Origin of the sequence: Hamadaea sp. NPDC051192, assembly GCF_040682475.1 — a bacterium.
Lineage (GTDB): Bacteria > Actinomycetota > Actinomycetes > Mycobacteriales > Micromonosporaceae > Hamadaea > Hamadaea flava.
In genome coordinates this window covers 103,054-117,238 of sequence record NZ_JBFBAZ010000012.1, presented here as the reverse complement: position 1 = coordinate 117,238, position 14,185 = coordinate 103,054, and the positions used below count along the sequence as shown (strand labels likewise).

General features: G+C 70.6%; 14 protein-coding genes. 7 read left to right on the top strand and 7 right to left on the bottom strand.

Going from position 1 to position 14,185, the window contains the following annotated elements; translation table 11 throughout:
* Positions 1–197 precede the first annotated feature (197 nt).
* Entirely contained in the window at positions 198–1,592 is a 1,395-nt protein-coding gene (locus AB0M47_RS08145) for a glycoside hydrolase family 6 protein (protein WP_363410320.1), read from the bottom strand.
* A gap of 139 nt (positions 1,593–1,731) precedes the next feature.
* Here AB0M47_RS08145 and AB0M47_RS08140 point away from each other — a divergent pair, with 139 nt between their 5' ends.
* Entirely contained in the window at positions 1,732–2,589 is an 858-nt protein-coding gene (locus AB0M47_RS08140) for a PHP domain-containing protein (RefSeq protein ID WP_363410314.1), read from the top strand.
* A gap of 64 nt (positions 2,590–2,653) precedes the next feature.
* Here AB0M47_RS08140 and AB0M47_RS08135 read toward each other — a convergent pair whose 3' ends face one another.
* Complete coding sequence (locus AB0M47_RS08135) at positions 2,654–3,637, bottom strand: sialidase family protein (RefSeq protein WP_363410311.1); 984 nt, start codon at positions 3,635–3,637, stop codon at positions 2,654–2,656.
* Positions 3,638–3,792: 155 nt separating this feature from the next.
* Between AB0M47_RS08135 and AB0M47_RS08130 the strand changes: the two genes are divergently transcribed.
* Positions 3,793–4,368, top strand: coding sequence for a TetR/AcrR family transcriptional regulator (locus AB0M47_RS08130; RefSeq protein ID WP_253760836.1), 576 nt, complete (start codon positions 3,793–3,795; stop codon positions 4,366–4,368).
* Positions 4,368–4,967, top strand: a complete 600-nt coding sequence (locus AB0M47_RS08125) for a hypothetical protein (protein ID WP_363410308.1) — start codon at positions 4,368–4,370, stop codon at positions 4,965–4,967. Before AB0M47_RS08130 ends, AB0M47_RS08125 begins: the two co-directional genes overlap by 1 nt.
* A gap of 55 nt (positions 4,968–5,022) precedes the next feature.
* Here AB0M47_RS08125 and AB0M47_RS08120 read toward each other — a convergent pair whose 3' ends face one another.
* Entirely contained in the window at positions 5,023–5,697 is a 675-nt protein-coding gene (locus AB0M47_RS08120) for a cyclase family protein (protein WP_363410305.1), read from the bottom strand.
* Positions 5,698–5,824: 127 nt separating this feature from the next.
* Between AB0M47_RS08120 and AB0M47_RS08115 the strand changes: the two genes are divergently transcribed.
* From AB0M47_RS08115 to AB0M47_RS08105, 3 genes are all read left to right on the top strand, one after another.
* Positions 5,825–6,178, top strand: a complete 354-nt coding sequence (locus AB0M47_RS08115) for a GlsB/YeaQ/YmgE family stress response membrane protein (protein ID WP_363410302.1) — start codon at positions 5,825–5,827, stop codon at positions 6,176–6,178.
* Between the two features lie 122 nt (positions 6,179–6,300).
* Positions 6,301–7,575 (top strand): hypothetical protein, encoded by a 1,275-nt coding sequence (locus tag AB0M47_RS08110; RefSeq protein ID WP_363410299.1) that lies wholly within the window; start codon positions 6,301–6,303, stop codon positions 7,573–7,575.
* A gap of 97 nt (positions 7,576–7,672) precedes the next feature.
* Positions 7,673–8,095: a hypothetical protein gene (locus AB0M47_RS08105; RefSeq protein ID WP_363410296.1), complete on the top strand. Its 423-nt coding sequence runs from the start codon at positions 7,673–7,675 to the stop codon at positions 8,093–8,095.
* Positions 8,096–8,183: 88 nt separating this feature from the next.
* On the opposite strand, the gene AB0M47_RS08100 is transcribed toward AB0M47_RS08105, so the two are convergent.
* The 3 genes from AB0M47_RS08100 to AB0M47_RS08090 all read right to left on the bottom strand — a co-directional run bounded on the left by AB0M47_RS08100 (position 8,184) and on the right by AB0M47_RS08090 (position 10,232).
* A complete protein-coding gene (locus AB0M47_RS08100) occupies positions 8,184–8,654 on the bottom strand; it encodes a DUF1801 domain-containing protein (RefSeq protein ID WP_363410293.1) in 471 nt (156 codons plus the stop codon).
* Positions 8,655–8,847: 193 nt separating this feature from the next.
* On the bottom strand, positions 8,848–9,717 hold the full coding sequence (locus tag AB0M47_RS08095) for a hypothetical protein (protein ID WP_363410290.1): 870 nt from the start codon (positions 9,715–9,717) through the stop codon (positions 8,848–8,850).
* A gap of 5 nt (positions 9,718–9,722) precedes the next feature.
* The gene (locus AB0M47_RS08090; RefSeq protein ID WP_363410287.1) at positions 9,723–10,232 is read right to left on the bottom strand and encodes a SigE family RNA polymerase sigma factor; all 510 of its coding nucleotides are present in this window, start codon (positions 10,230–10,232) and stop codon (positions 9,723–9,725) included.
* Positions 10,233–10,374: 142 nt separating this feature from the next.
* Between AB0M47_RS08090 and AB0M47_RS08085 the strand changes: the two genes are divergently transcribed.
* A complete protein-coding gene (locus AB0M47_RS08085) occupies positions 10,375–11,664 on the top strand; it encodes a hemolysin family protein (protein WP_363410284.1) in 1,290 nt (429 codons plus the stop codon).
* On the opposite strand, the gene AB0M47_RS08080 is transcribed toward AB0M47_RS08085, so the two are convergent.
* On the bottom strand, positions 11,661–14,147 hold the full coding sequence (locus tag AB0M47_RS08080) for a copper-translocating P-type ATPase (RefSeq protein ID WP_363410281.1): 2,487 nt from the start codon (positions 14,145–14,147) through the stop codon (positions 11,661–11,663). The two genes, AB0M47_RS08085 and AB0M47_RS08080, sit on opposite strands and share 4 nt — an antisense overlap.
* Between the last annotated feature and the right edge of the window lie 38 nt (positions 14,148–14,185).

The following is a 14,185-nucleotide window of genomic DNA, read 5'->3' as shown; positions in this document are numbered from 1 at the left end:
ACATTCCCAAATGGCGCCCCCGCCCCCCCGGGGGGCCTACCTGCTCCCGGCCACGAAATGGGCACAACCACCCCCACCACACCCCAGACCACCCGCCACAGCGCCCAGCGGCCCAGCGGCCAGCGCGAGGCCGCGAGGCGGCGAGCGGGCGAGCCGGCGAGCAGGCGAGCGGGCGAGCGGGCGAGCCGGTGGGTGGGTCAGGAGCCGGTGATGAGGTGGACGGCCAGGTCGGGGCTGAACTGGCCGGCCGGAATGCCGGCGCCGATCCCGCAGTCGCCGTCGGAGTCGCCGGGCACCTTCAGCCAGAGCAGCATCTCCGCACCCCCGCCGAGCTGCGCCGGTACGCCGAGTTTCCGCCCGGCCGGGTTGCACCACTCGCCGTTGGTCCCGTTTCCATTGCGGCTGGTGTCGACGACGAACGGCTTCGCCGCGCTGCCGAGGCTGGTGTTGACCGCCGTCCCGTACGCCACGTCGTCGCTGGTCGGGTAGTAGTTGGAGACGTTGATCGAGAAGCCCCGGATGTTGCCCAGCCCGGCGGCGCTCAGCCGGCCGGCCATCGTCCCGGCCGCCACCCAGCCCGGGTTCCCGGCGTCCAGGTACGCCCAGGTGTTGGGCGCCTTGTCGTGGAACTGCTGCGTCGCGTACAAGATCATGTCATTGCGGGTGGCGATCGCCGCCGCGTCCATGCAGTTGAAGTCGGCGAGCGAGTCGGGCTCGATGATCACGACGGCCGGGCGGCTGCCGATGGCCGTGGCGAACGCGGCGATCCAGGTCTTGTAGGCGTCGGCCGAGCCGGCGCCGCCGCCGGAGTGACCACCGCAGGCGTCGCGCCCGGGAATGTTGTACGCGACCAGGACCGGAAGCTTGTCGGCGGCGTCGGCCGCCCCGGTGAACGAGCCGACGGCGGTGCCGATGTCGCCGCTCCACGCGCCGAACCAGCGGGCCATGGGCTTGGTGGCGATGGCCGAGTCGATCTGCGCGGCTCGGGAGTCCCCGCCGTTGTTCCGGACCCACACCGCCGGGTTGGAGTCGGGATCGACGTAGAACCCGCTGGTCAGGTCGAGCGGCGACCCGCTGCCGGCGGTGGTGTTGTCCACGAGGGACACGTTGTCGATCCAGAAGTCGTACGCGCCGCCGGCGAGCCCGCCGAGCTGGAAGGTGATCTCGCCGTTCGCGGTCTCCAGCGTCCCGGTGAAGGTCCAACTGAAGTGCCGCGTGGTGGTGTCCACAGTGAACAACTGGTCGATCGTTGCCGGGTACGGGTCGGCGTTGAGCTGCACGGTCGTGCGGACCGTCCGGGTGGCCGTGGCGGAGGCGTCGAACGACAGCGTGTAGCTGCGGTTCTGGTGCAGCGTCAGGGCCGGCGACTTCTCCCCGAACATGGCGTCCCAGCGGTTGGCGGTGCCGCCCGGGACGGCGGCTTTCAGCCGTCCGCCGTCGACGCTCAACGGGGTGTTGCTGGTGCTCCACCACGGGCTGGTGGACGAGGTGAACGTGCCGTTGGTGATCAGCTCGGTGGCGGCGTACGCGTCGGGGGCGGCGAACAGGGCAAGCGGCAGTGCGAGGACGGCCGCGGCCAGCAGGCGGGGCATGCGTCGCAAGAGTTCCTCCCCAGGATGTGGAAACGATTCCAGTGCGCCATGCTCCGACACACACATCGATGTTGTCAAGATTTTCGCTGGCTTCGCCGATCGGCCGTCCGGCCACCAAGATCGCCGGAAAGCCGACAGAATGGGAGGCGTGATCGACCTCCACACGCACTCCACCGCCAGCGACGGCACCGACACTCCGGCCGAATTGATGCGGCACGCCGCAGCCGCCGGCCTCGATGTCGTCGGGCTGACCGACCACGACACGACGGCGGGCTGGGCGCCCGCGGTGGAGGCGTTGCCGCCCGGGCTCACCCTGATCCGGGGCGCCGAGGTGTCGTGCCGCTGGTTCGGCCCGGATCGCTCGGTCGGGCTGCACATGCTGGCGTACCTGTTCGATCCGGTGCAACCGGCGTTCGCCGCCGAACTCGCACGGGTCAAGCAAGCCCGCGAGTCCCGGGCTGAACGCATGGTCACCTTGCTGCGCGAGGACGGCGTCGACATCGACTGGGAGGAGATCCGCGCCTTCGCCGCCGGCGGCACCGTCGGCCGCCCCCACATCGCCCAGGCACTCGTCCGAGCCGGGCTGGTGAGCACGGTCTCCGAGGCGTTCGCTTCCCAGTGGCTGGGCGCGCGGTATCGCGTACCCAAGGAGGACGTCGAGGTCTTCACGGCGCTGAAGCTGATCCGCGGCGCGGGCGGGGTCCCGGTCTTCGCCCATCCGCTGGCCGCACGGCGCGGCCCGATCGTGCCGGACGAGCTGATCGCGGAACTCGCCGCGGCCGGGCTGTTCGGCATCGAGGCCGACCACGAAGATCACACGCCGGCCGAACGCGCGCACGTGCGCGAACTGGCCGCCGACCTCGATTTGGTCGTCACGGGATCGAGCGACTACCACGGCGCGAACAAGGTGGTCCGGCTCAGCGCCAACACGACCGCGCCCGAGGCGCTCGACCGCATCGTCGACGCCGCGTCCGGCGTCGAGCCGGTCAAGGCGTGACGCTGGGGGCGGCTCATCCGGGGACTAGCCGGTCAAGGCATGAGGATCGTCGGCGTCAGGCCGGTCACGACGCGACGTAGGCCGCGCGGTCGCTGGTGAAGGCCACGACGGCCGCTTCCGGCACGTCGAAGCTCACCGTCAGGAACCGGCCCGGCTCCAGCTCCACACTGGACGGATTCGCCTGATCCGGATGGCCCGAGTCGTACAGATGCAGGTCCGGCCCGGTCCACTCGCCCGCGGGGTCGGTCACGATCCGCGCGACGGTGCTGCGCCGAGGCGAGAACCGCTTCGAGATGTCGCCATACGCGACGAGCAGCGCTCCGTCAGCGAGCAGCAGCACGTGGTGCGACGACGCGGGCAGGTCGGTCTCCACGGGCGGGGTCCAGGTGCGCCCGCCGTCCGCCGAGCGGGCCAGATAGGCGTGCTCCACCGATGTACGCAGCAAGGCGGCGACCTCGCCGGTCGGCAGCACGGTCAGCGTCGGCTCCCGGAAGTGGAAGTCGGCGCTGATCCCTAGCGGCACCGCCGTCTTCGCCGCCCAGGTACGCCCACCGTCGGTACTGCGGACGGCGAGCGCGCTGTCGAGGCCCGTCGACTGCTGAGGGTCGACGCCGTAGAGCGGAAGCAGGACGTCGCCGTCGGGCAGTTCGACGGCCGCGCCGTGGGAGACCGCCCAGAGCAGCTCGTCCCCACCGGCGACCACCGGTTCCGACCACGTACGCCCGCCGTCCTCACTCCGCATCACCAGCGTGCCGAGGCAGGTGAACTTGCCGTCCGGATGCCAGTCGAGCACGAAGTAGCTCAGCAGGACCGTGCCGTCCCGGAGCTGGACGAGTTTCGGATCCCGGTCGTCGTGTTCGCCGTCGGCGACGACCCTGGGCTCGGACCAGGTCTGCCCCCGGTCGACGGACTCGACGAGCATGATCCGCCCGTCGGCGCGCACATGCCCGGTGCTCTCCCGGTACGCGCACAGCAGCCGCCCGTCGGCGAGGGCTACGAGGTCGGGGAAGTGCGGAAGCGTGCCTGATGCGGCTCGGGCGACGATCACCCGGCCCAACCTACTCCCCTCCTGGGCGGCCACCAGCCGGACAGGCCGTTACCGCCGAAGCCGCCTGGGCGCTTGACAAGCGTTGGCTATGCGTCGTAGCTTTAAAGCTATGAGAGATAGCCAAGCGCTCAACGCCGCTCGGGACGGTGGTCGCGATGCCTAGGGCCGGGCTCACCCCGGACCGGGTGGTCGACACCGCGATCGCTCTGGTCGACGAGCGTGGACTGGACGCGCTGACACTGGCCGCCGTCGCGGAGCGCTGCGGCGTCGCCGCTCCGTCGCTCTACAAGCACGTCAGCAACCTCGCGGACCTGCGCACGCTCGTCGGCGTACGCGTGCTGCGGGAGATGGCGGACCAGTTCGCGACCGCCGTCATGGGGCGCAGCGGGGCCGACGCGGTCGCGACGCTCATGCGGGCGTACCGGGGCTATGTGGTCGCCCACCCCGCCCGCTATGCCGCGATGCCGGCCGACCCGCTCCACCAGGCGGAGTTCGCCGAGGCCGGTCGGCGGCTCCTCGAAGTGATGGGAGCGGCGTTGCGGCCGTGGCAGCTCTCCGACGCCGATCTCGTGCACGCCATGCGGGCCGCCCGGGTGATCACCCACGGCTTCGCCTCCCTGGAGTCGGCCGGCGGCTTCGGCCTGCCCCAGGGCCTCGACGAGACCTACGAACGCCTCATCCAGATGTTTCTGAACTCGCTTTCCTCCGCGCACACCCCTCAGGAGTCCTGATGTCCCGCAATCGCCTCGCCGCCGTCGCGCTCGCCGTGGCCGGTGTCCTCTTCTTCCTCTACCCCGCCCTGCGCCCGTGGGCCGACGAGTCCACCGCCGCCGGAGCCCTCCACGCGATGGGATCGCCGTGGTGGGTCGCGACTCACCTGTTCGCGATGATCGGCTTCATCCTGGTGCCGCTGGCGCTCCTCCGGGTCGACAAGGTCGCCGCCGTCATCATGTGGATCGGCGCGGGCCTGACGCTGCCCTACTACGGCGCGGAGGACTTCGCGCTCAACACGCTGGCGGGCAAGGTCAAGGACGGTCAGTCGCTGGACCTGCTCGACCTCTCCGACAGCATCCGCTACCACCCGGCCGCGATCGCGACGTTCCTCGTGGGCCTGCTGCTGCTCGGCGTCGGCGCGGTCTGGGCCACCGTCGCGGTGTGGCGGGGAGGCGCACTCCCGAAGCTGTCGGGGTTGCTGTTCGGTGCGGGGTTCGCCCTGTTCATCCCCCAGTTCTTCACCGGCGAAGCGGTCCGCATCGGCCACGGCGTACTGATGCTCGCCGGGTGCGCCTGGCTCGCGTTCGCGCTGTGGCGTACGCCCGACCCGGCGTGACGGTCGCACTCGAAGACTCGGAAGGCCGCGCGGATTCGCGCGGCCTTCCGGCTGTTCAGGGGACCAGCGCGTACGCCCGGACGGCGATGGTGCCGAAGTTGCGGATACGCAGCGGCGCGGCGTGCAGCCGCGCACCCGTCGCCGGCAGCTGGTCCAGCCCGGTCAGGTGCTCGATGATCGGGATGTGGGCGGCGAGCAGCCGCGAATGGCATGGGCGCGCGCCGGACGGCGTGACCTCGTCGATGTTGAGCGAGTCGATGCCGACCAGCTTGACGCCGGACTCCACGAGGTACTCGGCGCCCGCCTCGGTGAGGAAGGGAGCGTCCACCCCGTACGCCGGAGTCCCGAAGTGCCGGTCCCACCCGGTGTGCAGCAGCACCGCCTTGCCTCGGACGTCGACCTGCCGGAGCGCGTCCACTCCGACGCCCCGCCCCGTACGCGACGTCACGACGACGATCGGCAGATTGGCGAACGAGGACAGGGGCAGGTCCGCCAGGTCCGCGCCGCCCGCGTACCGGTGGAACGGGCTGTCCACATAGGTGCCCGAATTGCTGAGGATGTGCAGCCAGTCGATGGTGAACTCGGTGCCGGGTGCGTAATGGCCGCGCGAGTCCTCGCGGGACAGATACGGCGCGATCTCCGGCCCCGGCAACCCCGGATACGTGGTCATGCCGGCCTCGATGACGTGGTTCAGCTCGACCAGCCGGGGACCGGCCGCGGGTTCGATCATCCGCGCATTGTGCATCACCACACCGTCGAGCGGGAGACCGTAACCACTGGTCAGGATGGGTCGAGGTTTGACGATCCGCGAATCCGGCAATGGCAGTACGCAGACTGAAGGGAATGGAGCGACCGACATGCGGATTGACGACGTTCTCAGCGCCATCCTGATCGGCCTGGTGGTCGGTACGCTGGCTCGCCTGGTGCTGCCGGGCAAGCAGAGCATCGGCATCCTCGCCACCTGGCTGATCGGCTTCGGCGGCGCGCTCGCCGGCTCGTGGGCGGCCAAGCACCTGGGCATCTCCGACGACGCCCGCGCCGCGCTCGATTGGAACTCGGTGAACTGGCACTTCTCGTGGAGCTGGGCGGAACTGGCGATCCAGGTCGCCGTCGCCGTCATCGGCGTCGCCATCGTCGCGGCGGTGGCCCGGCCGTTCTACGCGTACCGGGAGACGCACCCGCGGCGGAGCCGCCGCTCTAGCCACGCCTAACGCCTTACCCGCCCCCGTTTCACCGTCAGATCAGGGTTATGCAAGCCTCCCCGAGCGCGGGAAGCTTGCATAACCCTGATCTGCACCACGGCGCGGCGCTGCTCGGGCGGTAGATTCGCCGCGTGGCGGAAGCGAAACAGCAGGGGTCGCCGGTGCTGGCGGCGATCATCGGGGCGGTCGCGGGCGCGTCGCTCACGGCGGGCGCGGGCGGCGTCGCCGTCGCGATCGGGGCGGTCGTCGCAGCCGTCGCGGTGGGCGTCAGCGAAATCGTCGCGCGGCGGCGTCAGCAACCCGGGCAGATCCCCGCGCTGTGGTCGCGCATCGTGATGAGCGGCGCCCTGGCCGCCCCGTTGGGCTGGCTCCTCGGCGTGATCACCGGCTGGGGGCCGATCGTCATCGGGTTGCTCGCCGGTCTCCTGGCCGGCGCGATGGGTCTGCGTCCGCAGAAGGTGCTGCTCGGACCGGTCGTCGGCGTCGTCTTCGGCTGGGCGCTGGGCGCGCTGTGGCCGGCGGTGACCCCGGCCGTCGTCGCCGCCGTCGTCGTGGTGGCCTTCCGCTGCCTGTCCGCCCTCATCTTCCGGGATCCCCAGGTCAGCCTGCTCGCTGAACGCGTACGCCCAGCGGACCTGCCGTTCGTCGTCCCGCTCGCCGCGCGTACCAAATATGTGGGCACGGGCTATGTTCGCGACCTGGCCGAGGTGATCGGCGGGGCCTACACCCCGGCGGCGGCCGATGTGGGCATCGTGGCGACGCTGGACGACCTGGCCGGGCCGGAGTTCGACCCGGCGGGAGTGGACCCGCTGGTGCGCGAGTTCTACGAGCACACCACCCGGTTCACGCTGGACATCGTGCCGGAGTGGCGGCTGTGGGTGCGGCCCGGCTACCTGTTGTACCGCTACCTGCTGGCGCGCCCGCTGGGCCAGGCGAACGTGCCGATGAACCAGCGCGAGACGCAACGGGGCGTGGTCAGCCGGATCGACACGATCACCCGCCCGGACCAGCCCATCGTCCGCGGCTGGATCCGCTCCTACGCCGACACCGACGAGCCCATCTATGTCGGGATCTACACGACCTACCGGCGCGACGGCCGGGGCTATGTCAGCGTCGGCTTCCCCTTGCCGCAGGCCAGCTTCACGGCGACGCTGGCGCCGCGCGCCCGGCCCGGCGGCGGCCTGATCCTCAGCAGCCGCAGCGAGCTCGACCAGCCCGGTCACTATCTGACGTTCATCGATCCCGAGTCCGGCGAGCTGACCGCGGGCGAGGTCGCCGGATTCGCCGAACAGCTCGATGTCTACACCGACAACGGTCAGTTACGAGCCGAGCACGCGTTCTGGGTGTTCGGCCTTCCGTTCCTGGTCCTACACTATCGCATCGACCGGAAGCGTCCCACTTCCTGAGCTTCCCTTCCCAAGAAGCGGTCTGATCAGGCAAGGTATCGACGAGCGCAGCGCTGGGCTCCGATGGCCGACCGTCCCACGAAGATGGAGCCCGCCCTTGCTCGCGTCCGCCCGCGCCCTCCGGCAACTGCTGCTCGACGTGCCCCTCGACCTCCCGCTGCTGCGCGGTCCGCGGGTCAGTTCCGCCCCGTCGTGGCACCTGCCCGCACTCCCGCCCGGTTGGCGGCCGGTCGCCGGCAGTCGCGTCCTCACGCCTTCCCAGCGGTACGCCGCCTACGCGACCGACGACGGGAAGCTCGTCAGCCTGCACTCCACGGTCGGGCTCGACGAAGGCGACCTGGCCCGGCGGCTGGCCTCGATCAGCTTGAGCGGCCACCGGATCGGGGTGCATCCGGACGATTCCGGGTTCACCGCCGCCTGGCAGGCCGACGGTGCCCGCCACCGGCTGACCGCCCGGCCGTGCTCGCTGGCAGCCTTCATGGACCTGCTCATGTCGCTCACCTGGCCGGTCGGCGACTGACCTAGCCGGGACCTGGTGGGGTCCCGGCGTCAGCGGTCGGTCTCTACGGAAGGGGTCAGGCGGCGGCCCGTCGTCTCCGCGTGAGGCGTCAGGCGGCGGCTCGCTCGACGATGGCGGCGATCTTCTTCTCGTCCGCCGGGGTGAGCTGCGTGATCGCGTAGTACGCCGGCCAGAAGTCGCCGTCGTCGAGGTTGGCCTGGTCGCTGAAGCCGAGCATGGCGTAACGCGTCTTGAACTTCGCCGCCGGCTGGAAGTGGCACACGATCTTGCCGTCCCGTGCGTACGCCGGCATGCCGTACCAGGTCTTCGGGGTCAGCATGGGCGCGTTGGCCTTGATGATGGCGTGGATCTTCTCGCCGATCGCCCGGTCCGACGGGTCCATCTCGGCGAGCTTCTCCAGCACCTCGATCTCGGGGTCCACCTTCGGACCCTTCGCGCCCCGCGCCTTCAGTTCCTTGGCCCGATCCTTCATCGCGCTGCGCTCAGCCTCGGTGAACCCGTCGTACGAAGCGGACGTCGTGCTCTTCGCGGTCTTCGCGGCGTTCTTCGTGGTGGCCATCGTGTCGCTCCTCAGTTCGCATCTCGTTTGGTGAGATCAGCTTCCCGCCTGGGGCGTACCACCCACATCCGTGACGACTACGGAACGCACCACGGACCCCGCCACCGACGACCACCGGCTCGCGACGACACCACCTGGAGCTGCCCACGGCCGGTCGGGCCGTGGGCAGCTCTTCAGAGGGGCCGGCTGGGGACTAGTTGGCGGGCACCACGTCGGCCGGCCGCTTGACCTGCACCGAGAGGCCGTAGTCGGACAGCTGCAGGGTCGACACGACCGTGCCGCTCTGGAGCCGGCCCTTGGCGGTGGTCTGCCATTGGAAGGTCATGGCGATCTTCGCCACCCGGCCGTCGGCGTCGAAGGTGACGTCGCCGGAGGTGCTGGTGGTGGTCAACCCCTTGTCGGACTGCGCGGCGTACTCGAAGTGGACCGAGCCGTCCGGCTTCCGGGTCACCGTCGCGTCGAGGGCCTTCAGCGCCTTGAACAGCGCGGCCGGGTCGGGTGCGGCCGCACCCACGACGGTGTCCGCGTCACCGTAGATGGACAGGTGGTCGAACTTGCCCGGGTACTGGCCGTACCGGCCGTACTTCTCCCCCGGCCCCTTGTCGGCCGGCAGCGGGCTCTGCGGCCGCTCCGCGCCCATGTATCGAGTGCCGTCAATCAGCAGCTCGACCATGATCGAGTCGTCCTGCGGGGCCCGGACGTATCCGGTGGCCGTCCGCGGGTCGAATGCGCCCTCGTAGGTCATGAGGGACTGACCCGACGGGGTGGCGGTGGTCAGCCGCAGCCGATAGCTGATGTTCTCGCTCTTCGTCACGGCGGCCACCAGCTCCAGCCGCGGATCGGCGGCGCTCGCCGTCGCGGCGGGCCGGTCAGGCGTACCGCTGGTGGCGGCGACCACTCCGACGACGCCGAGGGCGACGACCGCCGCCAGCGACGCGCTGGTCACCGCGGCTCGCCGGTGCCGGGCGCGACGGCCCCGCTCCAGCAGCCGCCCGGTCGGCGCGGCCGACGGCGGGACCTCGGCCAGTTCGTGCAGCCGGTCCGCGAGCTGCTCTTCGTGCATATGAGTCACCTACTTCTCACCGGTTCGGACATCACGTGACGGAGCTTGGCCAGCGCCTTGGAGTGCTGGCTCTTGACGGTGCCCGGCGAACAGCCGAGCACCCGGGCGATCTCCCGTTCGGGCAGATCCTCGTAGTGCCGCAGCACCACCACCGCGCGCTGCTTCGGTGGCAGCGACCGCAGCGCGTCGCGTACCGCCAGAGCTTCCGCGGAGAAGTCGTCCGACGGCCCGGGCCGGTCGGGGACTTCGTGCACGAGGTTCTCCCGGCGGCGACGGCGCCAGATCAAGGTGTGGTTGTTCACCAGCACCTTGCGGAGGTACGCGTGGAGGTCGTCGGTTCGCGACAGCCGCCGCCACCGCTCGTAGATCCGCACCAGGCTGTCCTGGAGCAGTTCCTCCGCCTGCCATCGATCGCCGGTCAGCAGCAGAGCCAGCCGCAGGTGCCGGGGCCAGGCGACTTCGACGAAGTCGGCGTACGCCTGGTCGGCTCGGCTGGTTGCGTTTCGATCCGTCACGGTCCTTCCACGGTTCGGCCGCCCGGGTGGTTGCCCGGGCGGCCGAATGTTCTCACGCGATTTCTCGTTCACCGTCGCAGCCGGAACGTGAGCGACCAAGGTACGGTGGTGGCCACTACGCGTGAAGGAGTGAGCTCAGACCGTGGGCGGATACGGCACCCAAGTGGTGCTTGTCCTGATTCTCGTACTGGTCAACGGGGCCCTCTCGGGCAGTGAGATGGCACTCATCTCGCTGCGAGAGAGCCAGATTCAGCGGTTGGAGCGCTCCTCGCGGGGCGGGCGGGTGCTCGCCCGGCTGTCGCGCGACCCGAACCGCTTCCTGGCCACCATCCAGATCGGCATCACGCTGGCCGGGTTCCTCGCCTCCGCCGCAGCGGCCGTGTCGCTGGCCAAGCCGTTGGTGGAGCCGCTGTCGTTCCTGGGCACCGCGGCCGAACCGGTCTCCATCGTGCTCGTGACGATCGTGCTGACCTTCGTCACGCTGGTCCTCGGCGAACTCGCCCCCAAGCGGATCGCGATGCAGCGGGCCGAAAGCTGGGCGCTGGTCGCCGCTCGTCCGCTGGACTGGATGGCCGTCGCCTCCCGTCCGGTGGTGTGGCTGCTCGGCAAGTCGACCGACCTCATCGTGGCGCTGACCGGCGGCGATCCCCGGGCGGCGCGGGAGGAGATCAGCGCCGAGGAGATCCGCGAGCTGGTGGTGGCGCAGCGGGGCTTCACTCCGCAGCAGCGGGAGATCATCTCCGGCGCGTTCGAGATCACCGAGCGGATGGTCCGCGAGATCCTCGTGCCCCGCCGGGACGTGACGACGTTGCCCGTCGCGCTGAGCGTCGATGAGGCCCTCGTCCGGCTGGCCGAGTCCGGGCACACCCGTGCGCCAGTCGTCGGCCCGGACGGGCTCGACGACGTCCTCGGCGTCGTCCACCTGCGGGATCTCCTGGGCGGCGACCGTACGCAGACCGCGGCGGACCGCGTACGGCCGGCGGTGTTGATGCCGGAGACCCTGTCGGTGTCCGACGCCATGCGGCAGTTCCGTCAGCAGCGCGAGCAGTTCGCGCTCATCGTCGACGAGCGGGGAGCCATCGACGGCATCATCACGATGGAGGACCTCGTCGAGGAGGTCGTCGGCGAGATCTACGACGAGACCGACCGCGACATCGAGGAGGTCGTGACCGAGGCGGACGGCGTACTGCTGCTGCCGGGCGCGTTCCCCATCCACGATCTGCCCGACCTCGGCATCGACATCGAGCGGCTCGGCGACATCGACTACACCACCGTCGCCGGGCTGATCCTCGACCGGCTGGGCCGGATTCCGGACAAGCCCGGCGACGTGGTGAAGGCGCCCGGGTTCTCCGCCGAGGTCGTCGAGGTCACCGGCCGGGCCATCACCAAGGCACGGCTGCGGCTCGCGCCCCGGCGGTCCTCGGCCGACTAAACGGCAGCGGTACGCCGGGGGCGCAGCCGCCGGAGCAGGAGCGCGTTGACCGTCACGATGATGGTCGACGCGCTCATCAGCAACGCCGCCCACTCCGGACGCAGCAGGACGCCCAGACTCGGATAGAGGACCCCGGCCGCGACGGGGATGGCGAGCAGGTTGTAGATCGCCGCCCAGAACAGGTTCTGCTTGATCTTCGTACGCACAGCGCGCGCCACCTGGAGGGCGTACGCGACGTCGGCGGGATCGTCGCGGACGAGCACGACGTCGGCGGTCTCCACGGCGACGTCGGTGCCGGCCCCGATCGCGATGCCGACGTCGGCCTGCGCCAGGGCCGGCGCGTCGTTGACGCCGTCGCCGACCATAGCCACCTTCGCGCCGTCGCCCTGCAGCCGGGTGATGTTGGCCGCCTTGTCCTCCGGCAACACCTCGGCAAGGACGCGGTCCACCCCGACCTGGCGGGCGACCGCCTCGGCCGTACGCGTCTGGTCGCCGGTGAGCATGACGGTCCTGACCCCGTCGTCGTGGAGCACCCCGATCGCCGCCTTCGCGGAGTCGCGTACCTTGTCGGCGACCGCGATCAGGCCCCACGGCAATCCGTCGACCGCGACGTACATGGCGGTCTTGCCGTCGGCGGCCAGGGCGGCGGCCCGATCCGGCAGCGCGGCCAGGGGGACCTGCTCCTGTTCCAGCAGGCGGGCGTTGCCGATCAGCACCCGCCGACCCTCCACAGTGGCTACTACTCCGTGCCCCGGTACGGAGTCGAAGTCCTGGGGCGGATTCACTGCCGAGCCGCGATCCCGGGCGGCGGCCACGATCGCCTCGGCGAGCGGGTGTTGCGACGGCTGATCCGCCGACGCCGCCAGCCGCAGCAGGTCGCCTTCGCCGACGCCGTCCAGCGCCACGATGTCCGTCACGGACGGCGTTCCGGCGGTGAGCGTACCCGTCTTGTCGAAGACCGCAGTCGTGACACCGGCCGTGGCCTCGAGCGCCGTGGCGTTCTTGAAGAGGACGCCACCGCGCGCCCCTTGGCCGACCCCGACGGTGATCGCGGTGGGCGTGGCCAGCGCGAGGGCATCAGGACAGGCGATGACGACGGCCGAGACGGCGGCGGTGACCGCGAAGCCGATGCCGTGCGAGCCGAAGAGCGCCCAGCCGAGGAAGGTGAGCGCGCCCGCACCGAGCGCGACGTAGACCAGGTATTTGCCGGCGGTGTCGGCGAGCCGCTGGGCCGGGGCCTTGGAAGCCTGCGCGTTGCGGACCATCTGGACGATCCGCGCCAGCGCGGTGTCCGCTCCGACGGCCGTCGCACGGAAGGTGAACGCGCCGGTCGTGTTGATCGTGCCACCGACGACCTTCGTCCCGGCCTGCTTGGCGACCGGCACCGGCTCGCCGGTGATCATCGACTCGTCAACGTAGCTGGAGCCGTCGAGGACCTCGCCGTCGACCGGGACTTTCTCACCGGGGCGGACGACGATCTCGTCCCCCGTCACCACCTGATCGAGCGGTACCTCCTGCTCCTCACCATGCCGGCGGACGCGAGCCGTCGGCGGCGCGAGACTCAGCAGCGCCTCGACCGCGCGACCGGTCGCATAGCGCGAGCGCATCTCCAGCCAGTGCCCGATCAGGCTGAGCGTGGTCAGCATCGCGGCGGCCTCGAAGAAGACGTCCTCCTCCTCGCCGAGCAGCGTCGCCCCGATCGAATACAGGTACGCCACCAGGATGCCGGTCGCGATGAGGGTCATCATGGTGACCTCGCCACGGCGCAGCGACCGGGCCGCCGCCGAGATGAACGGCCAGCCGCCCCACCACACCACCGGGGTCGCCAGGATCAGCCCGAACCAGGCCATCGACAGCCCGAACGGCGGGTGAGCCGTGAAGCCGAACGTCTCGCCGATGGGCGAATACAGAATGATCGGGATGGTCAGGACCGCGCTGATCAGGAAGCGGCGGAACATGTCCGCGACCATGTCGGCGCCGTGCCCCTCATGGCCGTCATGGCCCGCATGCTCGGGGCCCATCTGAGACATGTCGTGACCCGCGTGCTCGCGCTGGGCCGCGTGCTCGTGCTCTTTAGCGGGCGCGTGGGCGTGCTCTTCAGGGGCCGCGTGGGCGTGCTCTTCAGGGGCCGCGTGGGCGTGCTCTTCAGGGGCCGCGTGGGCTGCGTGCTCGTCGTCGTGGCCGGCGGCTGGGTGGCCGTGCTGGCAGGTGGAGTCCGCGCAGTCCCGGCAGGTGCAGTCGTAGCCCGCCTGGCGAAGGAACGCCTCCACCTGCGCCCGGTCGGTCTGTGCCGGATCCATGCCGACATGCGCCACCGACCTGGTCCGATCGATGTGGACGGACGTGACGCCGGGCCGGCTCCGCAGGTCGTGTTCGAGGTGGGCCAGCTCGGTACCGCAGAAGCAGGCCGTCAGTGCGATCTCGGCGACGGCGGGCGCGGACTGGCCGTGCGCGTGGTGTTCGTGGTGGTGCTGGGTGGTCATGTCAGGTTCCCTCGTGCGATGCCGCCCCGGGCGGGCGT